The 15,982-nt window shown below is 35.6% G+C and carries 15 protein-coding genes and 1 pseudogene; 14 read left to right on the top strand and 2 right to left on the bottom strand.

What is annotated here, in order from left to right:
* Positions 1 to 242: 242 nt before the first annotated feature.
* Positions 243 to 1,202 (top strand): YpdA family putative bacillithiol disulfide reductase, encoded by a 960-nt coding sequence (locus tag BK137_RS01770; protein WP_038190781.1) that lies wholly within the window; start codon positions 243 to 245, stop codon positions 1,200 to 1,202.
* Positions 1,203 to 1,389: 187 nt separating this feature from the next.
* Here the strand turns inward: BK137_RS01770 and BK137_RS01765 are convergent.
* Positions 1,390 to 1,923, bottom strand: a pseudogene (locus tag BK137_RS01765) (LysE family translocator); the annotation flags it as partial.
* Positions 1,924 to 2,364: 441 nt separating this feature from the next.
* On the opposite strand from BK137_RS01765, the gene BK137_RS01760 reads away from it, so the two are divergent.
* Positions 2,365 to 2,901 carry a nucleotidyltransferase domain-containing protein gene (locus tag BK137_RS01760; RefSeq protein ID WP_081730156.1) on the top strand — a complete coding sequence of 179 codons (537 nt, stop codon included), beginning with the start codon at positions 2,365 to 2,367 and terminating at the stop codon, positions 2,899 to 2,901.
* Between the two features lie 237 nt (positions 2,902 to 3,138).
* Here BK137_RS01760 and BK137_RS01755 read toward each other — a convergent pair whose 3' ends face one another.
* A complete protein-coding gene (locus BK137_RS01755) occupies positions 3,139 to 4,107 on the bottom strand; it encodes an asparaginase (protein ID WP_038190776.1) in 969 nt (322 codons plus the stop codon).
* A gap of 79 nt (positions 4,108 to 4,186) precedes the next feature.
* On the opposite strand from BK137_RS01755, the gene prsW reads away from it, so the two are divergent.
* From prsW to spoIVA, 12 genes are all read left to right on the top strand, one after another.
* Entirely contained in the window at positions 4,187 to 4,861 is a 675-nt protein-coding gene (gene prsW / locus BK137_RS01750; RefSeq protein ID WP_038190769.1) for a glutamic-type intramembrane protease PrsW, read from the top strand.
* Between the two features lie 100 nt (positions 4,862 to 4,961).
* Entirely contained in the window at positions 4,962 to 5,744 is a 783-nt protein-coding gene (gene sleB / locus BK137_RS01745) for a spore cortex-lytic enzyme (RefSeq protein ID WP_038190765.1), read from the top strand.
* Between the two features lie 11 nt (positions 5,745 to 5,755).
* Complete coding sequence (locus tag BK137_RS01740; RefSeq protein ID WP_038190762.1) at positions 5,756 to 7,042, top strand: PepSY1/2 domain-containing protein; 1,287 nt, start codon at positions 5,756 to 5,758, stop codon at positions 7,040 to 7,042.
* Positions 7,043 to 7,136: 94 nt separating this feature from the next.
* Positions 7,137 to 7,787 (top strand): flagellar brake protein, encoded by a 651-nt coding sequence (locus tag BK137_RS01735; RefSeq protein WP_038190748.1) that lies wholly within the window; start codon positions 7,137 to 7,139, stop codon positions 7,785 to 7,787.
* Positions 7,788 to 8,063: 276 nt separating this feature from the next.
* The gene (gene cmk, locus BK137_RS01730; RefSeq protein ID WP_038190747.1) at positions 8,064 to 8,738 is read left to right on the top strand and encodes a (d)CMP kinase; all 675 of its coding nucleotides are present in this window, start codon (positions 8,064 to 8,066) and stop codon (positions 8,736 to 8,738) included.
* Between the two features lies 1 nt (position 8,739).
* The gene (locus BK137_RS01725; RefSeq protein ID WP_038190746.1) at positions 8,740 to 9,330 is read left to right on the top strand and encodes a lysophospholipid acyltransferase family protein; all 591 of its coding nucleotides are present in this window, start codon (positions 8,740 to 8,742) and stop codon (positions 9,328 to 9,330) included.
* An 88-nt stretch (positions 9,331 to 9,418) separates the two neighbouring features.
* Entirely contained in the window at positions 9,419 to 10,561 is a 1,143-nt protein-coding gene (gene rpsA, locus BK137_RS01720; RefSeq protein WP_038190745.1) for a 30S ribosomal protein S1, read from the top strand.
* 204 nt (positions 10,562 to 10,765) lie between these two features.
* On the top strand, positions 10,766 to 12,076 hold the full coding sequence (gene der, locus BK137_RS01715; RefSeq protein ID WP_038190744.1) for a ribosome biogenesis GTPase Der: 1,311 nt from the start codon (positions 10,766 to 10,768) through the stop codon (positions 12,074 to 12,076).
* 29 nt (positions 12,077 to 12,105) lie between these two features.
* On the top strand, positions 12,106 to 13,122 hold the full coding sequence (locus BK137_RS01710; protein WP_038190742.1) for an NAD(P)H-dependent glycerol-3-phosphate dehydrogenase: 1,017 nt from the start codon (positions 12,106 to 12,108) through the stop codon (positions 13,120 to 13,122).
* A gap of 186 nt (positions 13,123 to 13,308) precedes the next feature.
* A complete protein-coding gene (locus BK137_RS01705; RefSeq protein ID WP_227752011.1) occupies positions 13,309 to 13,530 on the top strand; it encodes a DUF2768 domain-containing protein in 222 nt (73 codons plus the stop codon).
* 23 nt (positions 13,531 to 13,553) lie between these two features.
* Positions 13,554 to 14,270, top strand: a complete 717-nt coding sequence (locus tag BK137_RS01700; protein ID WP_038190740.1) for a hypothetical protein — start codon at positions 13,554 to 13,556, stop codon at positions 14,268 to 14,270.
* Positions 14,271 to 14,327: 57 nt separating this feature from the next.
* Positions 14,328 to 15,830 carry a stage IV sporulation protein A gene (gene spoIVA / locus BK137_RS01695; RefSeq protein ID WP_327192377.1) on the top strand — a complete coding sequence of 501 codons (1,503 nt, stop codon included), beginning with the start codon at positions 14,328 to 14,330 and terminating at the stop codon, positions 15,828 to 15,830.
* Positions 15,831 to 15,982: the final 152 nt, after the last annotated feature.

Genomic DNA, 15,982 nt, shown 5'->3' with positions numbered 1-15,982 from the left:
TGGAGCGGAAAGGCGTTGACAATTCGAATAACCAACAGTAAAACTGAGCTGATTCTACCTATTTGTAGAGCCAGCTCTATTTTTGTAGAAAAAAGCAGTTAAATTTAACATAACCTTGTCGAAAAAAGTGCAAGAACCAAGAAATATTTAATGGATGAGCGTATAATAGAGATGATAAAAGAGTATACAGTGTCACATCTCCATGTTTATAGGAGATGTTTATTTATGAGGAGTGAAGGTTCATGCGTCAAATAGATGCAATTATCGTAGGTGGCGGCCCATGTGGTTTAGCAGCAGCGATTTCATTACAAGAAATTGGGTTACAACCAATAGTGATTGAAAAAGGAAATATTGTAAATGCCATTTACAATTATCCAACACATCAAACATTCTTTAGTTCAAGTGAAAAGTTGGCCATTGGAGATGTACCATTTATCATTGAACAGCCTAAACCGAAACGAAATCAGGCTTTAGTATACTACCGTGAAGTAGTAAAACGTAAAAACATTCAAATTAATCGCTTTGAAACGGTTCTTAATGTAACACCAAACAACGGTACATTCGAAGTTAACACAGATAAAGATCAATATATAACTCCATATGTCATTATCGCAACGGGTTATTATGATCATCCAAATTACATGGGGATTGAAGGGGAAGAACTACCTAAAGTCCATCACTATTTTAAAGAAGCTCACCCCTATTTTGATACAGATGTATTAGTAGTTGGTGGGAAAAACTCTTCAATTGATGCTGCATTAGCTCTTCATAAAGCGGGTGCTCATGTAACAGTTGTTTACAGAGGTGCAGAATACTCACCAAGTATTAAACCGTGGGTACTGCCAGACTTCGACGCCCTTGTGCGTAATGGTGAAATAGAAATGATGTTTGAGACTAATGTTATTGCCTTCAAGGAAGATGAAGTTATCCTATCAAAAGAAGGCAAAGAATTTGCAGTAAAAAACGATTTTGTCTTTGCTATGACAGGTTACCATCCAGATCATGATTTCATTCGAGCAATGGGCGTTACAGTTGACAGTGAAACAGGACGCCCAACATTTAATCCAGAGACAATGGAAACGAATGTTCCTGGCCTATTTATCGCAGGTGTTATTGCTGCAGGTAATAATGCAAATGAAATCTTTATAGAAAATGGTCGCTTCCACGGTGACCAAATTGCCAGCTATATAAAAGAGAAATAAAAAAAGCTGTCTCACTAGTCTTTTTGACTTAGAGACAGCTTTTACTATATTTGGTATATGGAATTCGTAATTAGGTTTAAAGGTAATATTTTTGAGGAGAAAATAAGAAAATCAATACCTTCAGTTATTACAATAATTACTCTGAAAAAGAGCCAGTCAAACTATTAAAGAAGGAGACTGGCTCTTTTTATATGGCTTTTTCCTCTAGAGCTAACCTCACCCCAATAAAGACGAGCGTTACACCTGTTGTTTTGTTAAATATATTTTGAACGACTGGTTTCATAAACCATTTTCGAATAATGTTTAATACATAGACAACAATGATAAACCATACAATTGCTAAAGCCATTAATATTGCTGCAAGAATACATAATTGAAAAATAATATTACCATTCGTATTTATAAATTGAGGCATTAGTGTCATATATACAATTAAGGTTTTTGGATTGAGTAAATCAGTTAGTATTCCTTGGTAAAAACATGATTTATGCGCCTTATTGGAATACTCAGTAGTTCCAACTTCATTTTCTTTACCAGATAACTCAATTGGTGAGGAGCCTTTTGATAGCCAAGCTTTGATTCCCATCCATCCTAAATAAGCAGCCCCTAAATACTTAATTAAATTAAATAAAAATAATGATTTCGCTACAATCGCAGCTAAGCCTAATACAGCGAGTAGTGTCCAAACAAATAAGGCTGCTACAATACCTAATGTCGTAAAATGACCTGCTTTTTTACCGTATTAAATAGTGTTTTTGATAACCAATAATAAATCTACTTCTGGGACCATTACTAATAACGCAGATATAAGAACGAACATGAAGATGTTTTCCATATGCCCCCCCCTTTGTACAAATATGAAATATATTTCATGTTAGCATTACTAATCTACCTCTGCAAAGTATAGTTTTTTTAAATAGTGAAGCTGAGGATTGGAGAATGATCGCAAAAAGCTCTTGGAAGCAACTTATTAATAGGCTGTAAATCAAAAAACTAAGTATAGTAAAGGGCAACTAGTTCTTAAGTAAGACAAAAATAAAAGCGTTTTCAAAATGTTTATTAATGTTAGTGTATAATTTCGCACAATCTCATCTCAAAAATATAAAAATAATTAAGAGAATATATTTTAGTACGTAAAAAATATAAAAGGATGTGTATTAAGGTGGATAGCAAAAACATTATTCAAGAGTTTGATAAAACACAGACCCAGTTAAAAATAATTCAAGAGATAAATGGAATTAGTTTAGCCCTTAATAATAATTTATGGTTAAGAGGGGGGTGGGCTATAGATTTTTTACTTGGGAGGATTATTCGACCACACTCTGATATTGATTTTGTTACATGGATACAATATCGAGAACAGTTGGAAAAAGCCCTTGAACATGCGGGCTTTCAGATAATCTCAGTTAGCGAGTTTCAAACTGATTTTATAAAAAATGATGTTGATGTGAGTATAGTATTCGTAAAGCGTTCAGAAGATGGGGACATTATAGCAAATGGTTTCCCAGATTGGGTATGGAGGTCTGATGCTTTATCTACTAAATTTTATAAATTACAGGGTGTATCAGTTTGTGTGTTGAGTCCACACCAATTACTTGAAGAAAAGAAAATTCATGAATTAGGAACAGGAAGAAAACTTAGACAAAAAGATATCGAGAGTATGAAAATAATTCAACAGATTATAAATGAAGTAAATTAAAGGGAATTGAAAGTTAGTTCATCAAAATTAGAACTAATAATATTGAGAAAGCTTTAAAAAATATATGGTCTATCCAAAGGGTTATATCATCCAAAAAGAACTAAATGAAAAATCAAGAATGCTGTTAAATCAACATTCTTGATTTTCAAAAGGGATCGTCAATGAGTAGAAATCAGATTTATTAGTCAGCTCGCTTTTATTTAAATATTTTTGTTAAAGATAAAAGTGAAAAATTCATTAAAAGAAATGTGCAACTTCAATAGGGGAATGCACTTGATTTAAGCCGATTAAAAGTTTAAGACGAGCTTTTTGGCCACTAATCCCTGGAGCATAAATGACACCCATATCCTCAAGCATTTTGCCGCCACCTTCATAACCATAAACGCCTTGTGCAATGCCGTTAAAACAGCGTGAAACTAAAACAACTGGGATTTGATGATCGAGCAGTGCTTTAATGCCAGTTACGACAGCGGGTGGAACGTTTCCTTGGCCTAAGCCTTCTAATACAACACCATGGTAACCACTATCTATTGACGACAATAAAAGGTCAGCTTCCATTCCTGCATAAACTTTGAATAAGGCGACCTTTTTTTCAATTGAAGAAACTTCTACATATTGTTTTTGCAAAGGAGCATGGTGAAAATGAATCATTGTTTTAGTAATAAGTCCAAGTGGCCCATACTGTGGACTTTGGAAAGTACCAACATTCGAAGTAGAAGTTTTTGTAACATTAGCAGCTGCATGAATTTCATCATTCATAACAACTAGTACACCTTTATTTTTTGCATCCTCGGAAACGGCTACTCTCATTGCTTCAACTAAATTATAAACCCCGTCAGCCCCTAATTCATTAGAAGAGCGCATAGCTCCTGTTAAGACAATAGGAATTTCTAGATTCGTTGTTAAATCAAGAAAATAAGCTGTTTCCTCTAAAGTATCAGTACCGTGAGTAATGACAACACCATTAATTTCTTGCTTACTGATTGCTTCTAAAATGAGATTTTTCAATTTGAGCATTTCTATAGGCGTCATATGTGGAGAAGGTAAATTAAAAGCATCTAATTCTATAATATCAGCATACTGTCTTAGTTTTTTACTTTCTACGATTAATGGATTAGTTTCTTTTGGAACAACAGCACCTGACTCTTCGTTTACATGCATTGATATCGTTCCACCAGTATGTATTAATAAAATTGTTTTTTTCATGACAAATCCTCCTTGGATTACTTTTGCTATGTGTTATGAATGGTATAATAAATAGACATAGATTGAAAGGAGCAACTACATGTTTATCCTATTAACAGTGGCGATTGCTCCTGGCCTCGCGCTGTTTAGCTTTTTTTACCTACGCAATCAGATGGCTACGGAGCCTCGGAGAACATTGTTCCATACATTTATATATGGCGCAATCTTAACGTTCCCTATTCTATTTTTACAGTATGTTTTTCAAGAAGAGCAGATTTTTTCGAATCCGATCTTGGAAAATGTCGTCTTTACTGGAGTCGTTGAAGAATTTTTTAAATGGTTGATATTAATGATTGCCATTTACCATCATGTAGAGTTTGATGACCCATATGATGGGGTTTTATATGGAGTCGCCATTTCATTAGGTTTTGCGACAGTAGAAAATATTTTATACTTACTTTCATACGGTGTAAACACGGCATTTTTACGTGCGTTAATGCCAGTTTCTAGCCATGCATTATTTGGTGTCGTCATGGGTTACTATTTAGGGAAATCAAAGTTTTCTAAGAAAGAACAAGTAAATGAATATATCGTAGTTGCATTATGTGCACCTATTATACTTCACAATGCATACAATTTAATCTTCTTTTTACAAGATCATTGGTCTTATTTAATGATTCCTTTTATGTTGTTTTTATGGTGGTTTGGACTAAGAAAAGTAAAACAAGCACACAATCACTTAATTCAACACCTATATGCTCAAAAAAAAATATAAATGCCGAGAGAAATCTTCTACTTCTCTTGGCATTTTTTTATGGGGTTTTGTATAAAAAACGTAGATTGAGACATTCTACGAAAAAGGAGGCTCACAATCAATGAGACTTTTTAAAGTACTTCTCATCATACTTATGACTTTCACTATTTTCGCAATGAACGATGTGCATCGCGGAGAAGCATTTTCTAATCAAGTGATTGCAAGGGGAGCAAATGGCGATGATGTAATTGAATTGCAAGCAAGATTGCAATATATCGGTTTTTATACCGGGAAAATTGATGGTAAGTTTGGTTATGGTACGTATTGGGCATTAAGAAACTTCCAAGAAAAGTATGGGTTGAAAGTAGATGGTGTCGCTGGTACAACCACGAAGAAAAAATTAGCTGCAGCTTCAAATTATAATAAAGAATTTGTAATGGAGCAGTTAAATAAGGGGAATCGATTTACACATTATGGTGGTAAACCACTAGATCAGCAAGTTCAACAGGGAACAGGTACACAATCTAATACACAACTACCAACTAAATATTCAGATCAAGATTTGAAACTAATGGCAAATGCGGTTTACGGTGAAGCCAGAGGTGAGCCATACGAAGGTCAAGTTGCTGTAGCAGCTGTTATTTTAAATCGATTAGATAGTCCAGAATTTCCAAACACGATTTCAGGTATTATTTTCCAACCTAGAGCTTTTACTGCAGTTGCTGATGGTCAGATTTGGCTGACACCTAATGATCGTGCAATGGAAGCAGTAATTGATGCGATGAACGGTTGGGATCCTACTGAAAATGCGCTCTATTATTTTAATCCAAAAACAGCTACTAGTGAATGGATTTGGACAAGGCAGCAAATCAAAACAATAGGTCAGCATATTTTTTGCTTATAGGAGGTGCTTGATTGAAAAAGTTAACATTCTTTCTTGTCTATGCTGTTATAGTTCTTTCGGTATTTAGTTATACTTCGGCCAAGGAAAAAACAAATTTAAAACAGTTATTACATGCTCAATATACAAATCAGATGTCAGATGCTTCTAGCCAATTAAATGAGCTACAAAAATCAGTGCAACAATCACTACTTTTTAGTGACCCTACTGCATTAAATGATTCTTTACAAGATGTTTGGCGTTTATCTTCGGATATTCGACAAACAATTGGAGGATTACCTCTAGATCGTGAATTTACAACACAATGGATGAATTATTTAGGGCGTTTAGGTAATCAAGCAAAACTAACAATGACTTCTGAAGAATCGAAAACAAATTGGAATAAAAGTGTTTCCAATGTAGCTTCAAATTTAAGTTCATTCTCAAGTGAGTGGGACGTTGCTACAGCACATTTATTACAAGAAGATAAGCACTATAATCAATGGCTCAATCAACTATCCAATAAGGATGTAAAAAATAATTTTTCGAACCTATCTGCAACAGTAAAATCTTACGCAGAAAGTGATTTTCCGTTAACATCAAGTGAAACGGATAATCAAAAGAAAAAAGATCTAATAGCATTAAAAGATAAAGTAATTTCAGAAAAAGAAGCTTTAGCACGTTTTAAAGAAATGTTCCCACAATATGAAAAAGCAACAATTCGTATTGAACAAAGTGAAAAAACAGCTCCATATCCTTTCTATCACATTACTTTCCATGAAGGAATTAGATTAGGTTATGCAGATATTACGAAAAAGGGCGGACACTTACTATCGTTTTTAGTGGAACGACCAGTTGATAAAAGTACTTTAAGCCAAGAAGAACTTATTAACAAGGCTAATAAACAGATGAAAGAACTAGGCTTCGATGATCTTGAAATTGAAGCATCTAGAGAAAATACAATGGCATGGCATTTAAATTATGTACGTATTAATCCATCTAATAAAGCAAAGGTATATGCTGATGGCGTACAAGTGAAGATTGCAAAAGACAACGGTGAAATCATTGGAATTAATGGTATGGAGTATATTCAAAAAGAAACATTAAAAGATCAACCAATGAAAAAGATTGATTGGAAAACGTTTTTTGATAAAAATGTTGAAATTGTAGAAGAAGCTTTATCTTATAGTGAAAATGATAAAATGGAAGAACGTTTGTGCTACGAGTTGACAGTTGTTTATTACAATAAGAATGTTCCACATACATTCAGAGTATTGGTAGATACAGAAACGGGCGAAATCATCAAGAATGAAAAATTATAGACCAAGTGCTGGGCATATTGTATTGTCTCTAGCATATTTTAACAATCCATGTCATAATTGAACCATTACTAAAGTGGCATAAAGGGAGATTGACATGGAACTTAAAATAGGTACATTAATCACGTTAGAACCCATCAATTCAGAATCTATGGAACGTTTTAAATGTAAAGTTGTGGAACAAAAGGATGGTAATATTTATATTGACTATCCAGTAAGCACAACAACTAATAAGACTTCGTTTTTGTCTAGGGGCAGTCAATTCCATGCATCTTTTATTGATGAAGAGAAGATAGCCCACGCTTTCAAAACAGAAGTACTTGGAAGGGTAAAAGCTAATATTCCAATGATTATGCTGTCCTTTCCAACCGACGAGGAAATTTATAAAATACAACGTAGAGAATTCGTTCGTGTCTTAACACCTGTTGATGTCGCTATACGCTTCAAAGATGAATATTATCAATTTGTCACAGAAGACATTAGCGCTGGAGGTTTAGCAATCATTTTAAATCAAAAAGTATCATTTAAAGCAAATGATGAATTTGATATGACGATTGCTTTACCTTTTTCAAATAAGGATGTTAAGTATATACAAACGAGAGCATCAGTCATTCGAATTATTGAAAGAGACGATTGTGTCATTGCACCGTTACATTTTACTGACACAGATGAACTAGATCGTCAATACTTAGTGCGCTTCTGTTTTGAGCGTCAACTCTTAATTCGGAAAAAGGAAACAGCTTTTTAATTATCAAAGAGTCCTCTGATTTTTAGAGGACTTTTTATTTTAATAGGGAATATGTCAAATAGCAGACTTTAAGTAAAACTATTAAAAAGGAGACACTATCTTTGCTAATTTTAAATAGCAGCAATAAAAGTAGCATAGCGTTATGATAGTGATTATTTTAAGTGCTGAAAGTTAGAACAAGAATTTGGTTTTTAAGCACTACATGATTCGTAGTTAAACGAGTCGCCTCAGCATTTCGGTTGTGATACAATATTACGGAAAGAAGGGGTTGAAACCGTGAAAAAGAATATTCAAATCGCAATTGACGGCCCTGCTGGAGCAGGTAAAAGTACAATTGCTAAAATTGCAGCAGAGGCTCTAGGTTATACATACATTGACACAGGTGCTATGTATCGAGCTCTTACATTAAAAGCATTGAAAGAAAATATAAATTTAGAAGATGCGGAAAGTGTAACAAATTTATTAGGAATGACTGACATTACATTAAAACCTTCAGAAAATGGACAGCTGGTATTTTTAGATGGTCAAGATGTTTCTCAAGAAATTCGTTCAAATGAAGTAACCAGTAATGTTTCTAAAGTAGCAGCACATGCAGCTATGCGTGAAATTATGGTTCAACGCCAACAAGAAATGGCGAAATTAGGCGGGGTTGTTATGGACGGTCGTGATATCGGAACAGCTGTTTTAACAGAGGCCGAATTAAAATTATACATGTCTGCAACAGTTGAGGAACGTGCACGTCGTCGTTTTGAAGATAATAAACAACGAGGTATTGTTTCTACTATTGAGCAATTACAAGAAGAGATTGCACTACGTGATAAATTAGATAGTGAAAGAGAAGCTTCACCACTTGTTCAAGCACAAGATGCCATTTTCTTAGATACAACTGAGCTGTCTATTCAACAAGCAGCAGATGCTATTTTAAAATTAGTGAGTGAAAGGAGGGCATAAGATGGACTTTTACCAATTTGCTAAATCTGTTGTCTTTACCGCTTTAAAACCGATTTACCGCATGGAAGTGATTGGGCTTGAGAACTTCCCGAAAGAGGGAGGCATTTTACTATGTTCCAATCATATAGATGCACTTGATCCACCTGTTGTAGGAATTACTTCTCCTAGACCAGTGAATTTTATGGCAAAGGAAGAGCTTTTTAAATTACCTATTTTGAAAAGTATTTTGCCAAGTGTTCATGCATTTCCAGTTAAACGTGGATTAAGCGACCGCCAAGCGTTACGCACTGCTCTTGACTTATTGAAACAAGGTCAAGTGGTTGGTATTTTCCCAGAAGGTACAAGAAACAAAACAGGTACTCTTGGAAAAGGTTTTTCAGGCGCAGGATTTTTCGCATTAAAAGGCGAAGCAAATGTAATGCCATGTGCCATTATTGGACCGTACAAGCCATTCAGACGCTTAAAAGTGGTCTATGGTAAACCAATTGATATCGCACCTTATAGAGAACGTCGAGCAAAAGCAGAAGAAGTAACAGAGGTCATTATGGCGAGTATTCAAGAGATACTCGATGAACATTATAAGAAAATTTAAAAAACTTCCAATAAAAAAGAGATAATTTTTGTTTTTGTAAGAGAATTGGAATAAAATAGAGATGGAACGTTGTGAAGGAGGATTACATATGTCTGAAGAAATGAACTTGAATCAAGGTCAAGAATTCCGTGAGGGAGATATCGTCAAAGGTATCGTTGCTCAAGTTGAAGAAAAGGCAGTAACCGTATCAATTGAAGGTGCACCATTTGATGGTGTCGTACCAATCAGTGAGCTTTCAAGCTTGCATGTTGATAAAGCTTCCGACGCAGTCTCAGTCGGCGACGAATTTGAATTAATCATTACAAAAGTAGAAGAAGAGAACTATGTGCTTTCAAAACGTAGAGTAGATGCTATTCATGCGTGGAAAGTGTTAACAACCAAGTTTGAAAATGGTGAAGTAATCGAATCAGAAGTAAAAGATGTCGTGAAGGGCGGCCTAGTGGTAGATTTAGGTGTACGTGGCTTCGTACCAGCCTCTCTTGTAGAAGATCATTTTGTTGAATCATTTGAAGATTACAAAGGTAGAACTATGGCCTTTAAAATTGTTGAAATGGATCAACAGAAAAACCGATTAATCTTATCCCATCGAGCGATCGTAGAAGGTGAAAAAGCTTCTAAAAAAGAGCAATTATTAGGCGGTATCAATGAGGGTGACGTAATAGAAGGCACTGTTCAACGATTAGCTTCATTTGGTGCATTTATCGATCTTGGTGGAGTAGATGGTTTAGTCCATATTTCACAAGTGTCTCATGGACATGTGGAAAATGTGTCAGACGTACTTTCGGAAGGTCAAAAAGTAACTGTTAAAGTATTGTCAGTAGACAAAGACAACGAACGCATTTCCCTATCTATCAAAGACACTTTACCTGGACCATGGGAAGAAGTCGAAGTGAAAGCACAAAAAGGCGCTGTATTAACAGGTACTGTTAAACGACTAGTAAACTTCGGAGCTTTTGTTGAAGTATTCCCAGGTGTCGAAGGTTTAGTGCATATATCTCAAATTGCACATAAACATATTACAACACCACATGAAGTACTAAAAGAAGGTCAAGAAGTTGAAGTAAAAGTGCTCGATGTCAATAAAAATGAAAGCCGCTTATCATTGAGTATTAAAGCGTTGCTTGAAAATGCTGAAGAGGAAGATTATACTGACTACGAACTACCTGAAGAAACTTCAGGATTCTCTTTTGCGGATGTTATTGGTGACAAATTAAAAAATTTCTCTGAATAAAAAACGTTAAATGCAACAAATAACTATATGGAGCAGGCGGGTTCTTCTCACATCCGCCTGTTTTTTTCTTGTAATGCCCTGTGTATCATTGTAATATATACATATATGATGACTTGAATTGTTGGTGATGGGGAACTTATAAGGTACCATCGCCTTTTTTGTTGTATAATATGTACTATTAGAAGTTGGAAGGATGAATAAATTATGACGAAACCGGTCGTAGCGATCGTAGGCCGTCCGAATGTCGGGAAATCGACTATTTTTAACAGAATCGTAGGTGAGCGTGTATCTATCGTGGAAGATATTCCAGGAGTAACACGTGACCGTATATATAGTTCTGCGGATTGGTTAACACATGAATTTAATATTATTGACACTGGCGGAATTGATATTGGAGAAGAGCCTTTCTTAGATCAAATTCGTCACCAAGCAGAGATTGCCATGGATGAAGCAGATGTTATCATTCTTATGACAAATGGTCGTGAAGGCGTAACTTTAGCTGATGAACACGTTGCGAGAATTTTATATAAAACAAAAAAGCCAGTTGTTTTAGCTGTTAATAAAATTGATAATCCAGATATGCGTGAAATGATGTATGATTTCTACTCATTAGGATTTGGCGAACCTTTTCCAATCTCAGGTTCACATGGCCTTGGATTAGGGGACTTACTTGACGAAGTGGCAAAACACTTCCCAGAAGATGATGAAGAGCAATATGGTGACGATGTCATAAAATTCTCTTTAATCGGCCGTCCGAATGTTGGTAAATCATCTTTAGTAAATGCGTTTTTAGGTGATGAACGTGTCATCGTAAGTGATATTGCTGGTACAACACGTGATGCAATTGACTCACCATATGAATTTGATGGACAGGAATACGTAATAATTGATACTGCAGGTATGCGTAAAAAAGGAAAAGTGTACGAAACTACTGAAAAATACAGTGTACTTCGAGCACTAAGAGCTATTGAACGCTCAGACGTTGTCTTAGTCGTTTTAAACGGCGAAGAAGGTATCCAAGAACAAGATAAGAAAATTGCTGGTTACGCTCATGAAGCTGGTAAAGCAGTCATTATCGTAGTAAATAAATGGGATGCCGTTGAAAAAGATGAAAAAACGATGAATCATACAACAAAGGTGATTCGCGAGCAATTCCAATACCTGGATTATGCGCCAATTGTATTCGTATCAGCGAAAACGAAAAAACGTGTTCATTCATTATTGCCAGTTGTTAACCGAGCAAATGAAAATCACTCTATGCGTATTCAATCAAGTATATTAAATGAAGTTATCGCAGATGCTGTTGCAAGAAACCCTGCTCCTACTGATAAAGGTCGCAGATTACGTATTTACTACGTTACTCAAGTTGCAATTAAGCCACCAACATTTGTTGTCTTTGTAAATGAACCAGAACTTATGCACTTCTCTTATGAACGTTTCTTAGAAAATCGTATTCGTGAAACATTCGACTTCGAAGGCACGCCAATTCGTTTGATTACACGTGCCCGAGGATAATAGTTAAATCTAGGTGGGGGGATCCAAACATGGATAAAGTAACAGTTCTAGGTGCGGGCTCATGGGGCACGTCACTAGCAATAGTATTAGCTGAAAATGGTCATGATTGTTTACTTTGGTCACATCGAGAAGATCAGGCTAAAGAAATTAATGAGCAACACACAAATGCGAAGTATTTGCCAAGCGTACAACTACCAACTACATTAAGAGCGACACATATATTAGATGATGCGGTTGCACATGCTGACGTTATTGTGATGGCTGTACCTACAAAGGGTATTCGCGAAACTTGTCAAAAAATGATGAAGACTTTAGATCGTAAAATTTTATTTGTCCATGTTTCAAAAGGAATCGAACCCGATTCATTATTACGCATTTCTGAGATTATGAGAGAAGAAATAGATGAAGCATTCATTGAAGACATCGTTGTTCTTTCTGGTCCAAGTCATGCTGAGGAAGTAGTTTTACATCATCCAACTACTGTTGCTGCAGCTTGTGAAAACTTGGCATCTGCCGAGCGTGTACAAGATCTGTTTATGAATCAGTATTTCCGCATATATACGAATACAGATGTTATTGGTGTTGAAATGGGTGGTGCGTTGAAAAACGTTATTGCTTTAGCTGCAGGTGTAACTGATGGTTTAGGATATGGTGATAATGCTAAGGCAGCGCTTATTACACGAGGTTTAGCAGAAATATCACGCTTAGGTGTGAAAATGGGTGCAGAGCCTTTAACATTCTCAGGGCTTGCTGGTATGGGCGATTTAATCGTTACATGTACAAGTGTTCACTCACGTAACTGGCGTGCAGGAAATATGCTTGGAAAAGGTATGACGTTACAGGAAGTACTGGACCAAATGGGCATGGTTGTGGAAGGTGTCCGTACAACAAAAGGGGCACATCAACTTGCTGAGAAATACGATGTAATAATGCCAATCACTTCAGCGTTGTATGAGGTGTTATTTGAAGAACAAAATGCTACTGAAGGTGTCGAAAAACTTATGCAACGTATGAAAACACACGAAATGGCAGGATTCTTTGAATAATTGTGACATTTGTCACAAAATTGTACGATAAACAAAACTGATATAAAAGTGTTTGAAATGCAGTAATATCAAGCTCTATTATTAATATGGACAAGAGGTGATGCTTCCTCACCTCTTGTTTTTTTGTGATATAATTTCATCTGTGAGAATGGAAACGGTTTCTAGAAATGAAAGGTGGTTGGTCTGTTGTCAAGCTTAGTCCTACTAAATGGTACTCCTTTTTCTCCAATGGATATGATGTGGATATCTTTCTATTCTATTGGTTTTATGTTAGTAGCGATGGGGTTAATTTACTTAAGTCGTCATAAAATCAAAAATGCAATAGTGAGTTCAATTATAGCGTTGATCTCATATTTATTTTTATTCATAGGTTTCTTGACGATGATGTTTGTCGTCTTCACATGGTAATCCTAAGAAAATGAGGTAAGTATATGAAAAAAACGAGAATGTTATTGTTGATGGCTGTAATAGCTACTCTTTTATCTGGGTGTATGTATCCGCAATCTGAACGTGCTGAGAATCAAGTTCCAGATGAAGCACAACTAATAGTTGTCCAAAAGGCGATAGATTCATTTAGAGATTCTTCAGGCGGATTACTACCAATCGAAAATCGTGATGAGAAAGTAGATCAATATATAAAGTACCCCATTAAATTCGAAAAATTACTAAATGGTCATTTAGACAAGATTCCTGGGAATGCCTATGAAAAGGGTGGAATTTATCAATATGTCATTTGGAATGCAGAGAGTAAAAAACCACTTGTTAAACTAGTAGATTTACGTGGTGCAGAAATAATTCGTGAATTGAACATAAAAAAAGGTGTGAATGGTTTCGTCCCAATCTCTGATAAAATTATTGGTGATATTTATCAAATGGATTATGTGAAGATGGGTTACAAAAAATCACCTTCAGTCCCAAGTCCTTATTCGAGTGTAAATCTGCCTTTAGTTGTAAAAGGTAGTGGAGAAATTTGTATTGATTATTCTATTGAATTACAACGTATATTAGATGAAGATAATCCAAAAGTAAAATCAGGCGATGACATCCGTTATTTGTTATCTGATAAATACTCTATTTTACCAGCCTATTCTTTACCGTACACAGTAAACGATAAGAATGAAGTCATTTTCTTAACCGATAAAAAATAACCTTCTAAAACGTTTGATGCTTTTAGCATGAAACGTTTTTTTCATGCATAGAATAGATTGCGTAGAATAGGAGGGATTCACATTTCAGAACAATTATATGAGCAAATTGTGGAGCGCACAAACGGTGATGTATATATTGGGGTAGTAGGGCCAGTACGAGTAGGGAAATCAACGTTTACAAAGCGTGTAATGGAAGTTATGGTATTGCCAAACATCACAGATGAAGCAGAACGATTAAGAGCACAGGACGAGCTGCCTCAAAGCTCTCCAGGCCCTGTTATAATGACTGCCGAACCTAAATTCGTCCCAGCTAAAGGAACACAAATTGCAGTAGGAGAAGGGCCCCTTACGATGCAAATTAGACTAGCTGATTGTGTGGGTTATATTATTGACGGTGTGAAAGGGTATGAGGATGAAAATGGTCCGAAATTAGTACACACGCCGTGGCATAATGAGCCAATTCCTTTCCAGGAAGCGGCTAGAATTGGAACAGATAAAGTCATCCGTGATCATTCAAATATTGGTATTGTTGTTACTACAGATGGCTCTGTTAATGGTATACCAAGGCAGGCAGCTGAAAAAGCAGAAATTGAAATAATTGAGCAACTTCAGTCAATTGGTAAGCCATTTGTTGTGGTAATAAATAGTAAAATGCCTGCGCATAAAGATACTGTGGCGCTGAAAAATGAGCTGTCTGATCGCTATCAGGTACCAGTAATTAGTACTTCTGCGGATCAAATGAGTGTGCAAGAAGTAAATGAAATTTTGAAAGAAGCACTTTACGAATTTCCAATTACATCGATCGAAGTGGAACGCCCTGACTGGATGGAGGTCATTGGAGATACGAATACAATTAACGTCTCTTTAAATGACGCCATCACTACATGGAGTGATTCTGTAACGAAAATTCGAGATGTCAAACATATTGCAACAAAACTAGGTGAAGAAGATTATATTTCCAATGCAGAAGTAACCGATGTCAATCCAGGTATGGGTAGTGCGAGAATTACTATTCAAGTAAAAAATGATATATATCAAGCTATTTGTGAACAATTTTTGGATGAACCAGTAGTTACTAAAAAGGAATGGCTGTTATTTATTAAAGAATCACAGGAAGCTAGACAGGCTCATAAACGCTTCCATGAAGCCATTGAAAAAGCGAAAAAAGATGGTTATGGAGTTACTCTGCCTAATATGCAAGAACTTGAACCAACACCACCAGAAATCATTAAACAAAATAATTTCTTTGGTGTACGCATGAAGGCAAATGCGCCGTCGTATCATATTTTACGTATTGATATGGAAGCGGAATTTGCTCCATTAATAGGGTCTGAGTTTCATAGTCAGCAGCTATTAAAAGATTTGAAACACGGATATTATCATGATAGAGATGCACTTTGGAATACCCAATTATTTGGTACACCGCTTTATGAGGTCATGAAGGAAAGTATAGCTTATAAAACAAATGCTGTGCCAGCTCATGCAAAAACGAGAATGCGTCAAACGATTGAACGGATGGTAAACCAAGGTGATCGTGGTATGGTAACTTTCATTTTATAATTACCAAATTACCTATAAAATAAGAAAAAAAAGCCTTTTTGTGACTGTGCAAAAAGGTTTTTTTGCGTTTTATAAGGATTATATTTGCTTAAACTAGGCAAAAGGAGTATAAATATTGTTGCATAGGGTTTTCGGTTGTGATAATCTTTTTA

Origin of the sequence: Viridibacillus arenosi, from assembly GCF_001955655.1 — a bacterium.
In the GTDB taxonomy this organism is placed as follows: domain Bacteria; phylum Bacillota; class Bacilli; order Bacillales_A; family Planococcaceae; genus Viridibacillus; species Viridibacillus arenosi.
This window is presented reverse-complemented; position numbering and strand designations above follow the sequence as displayed.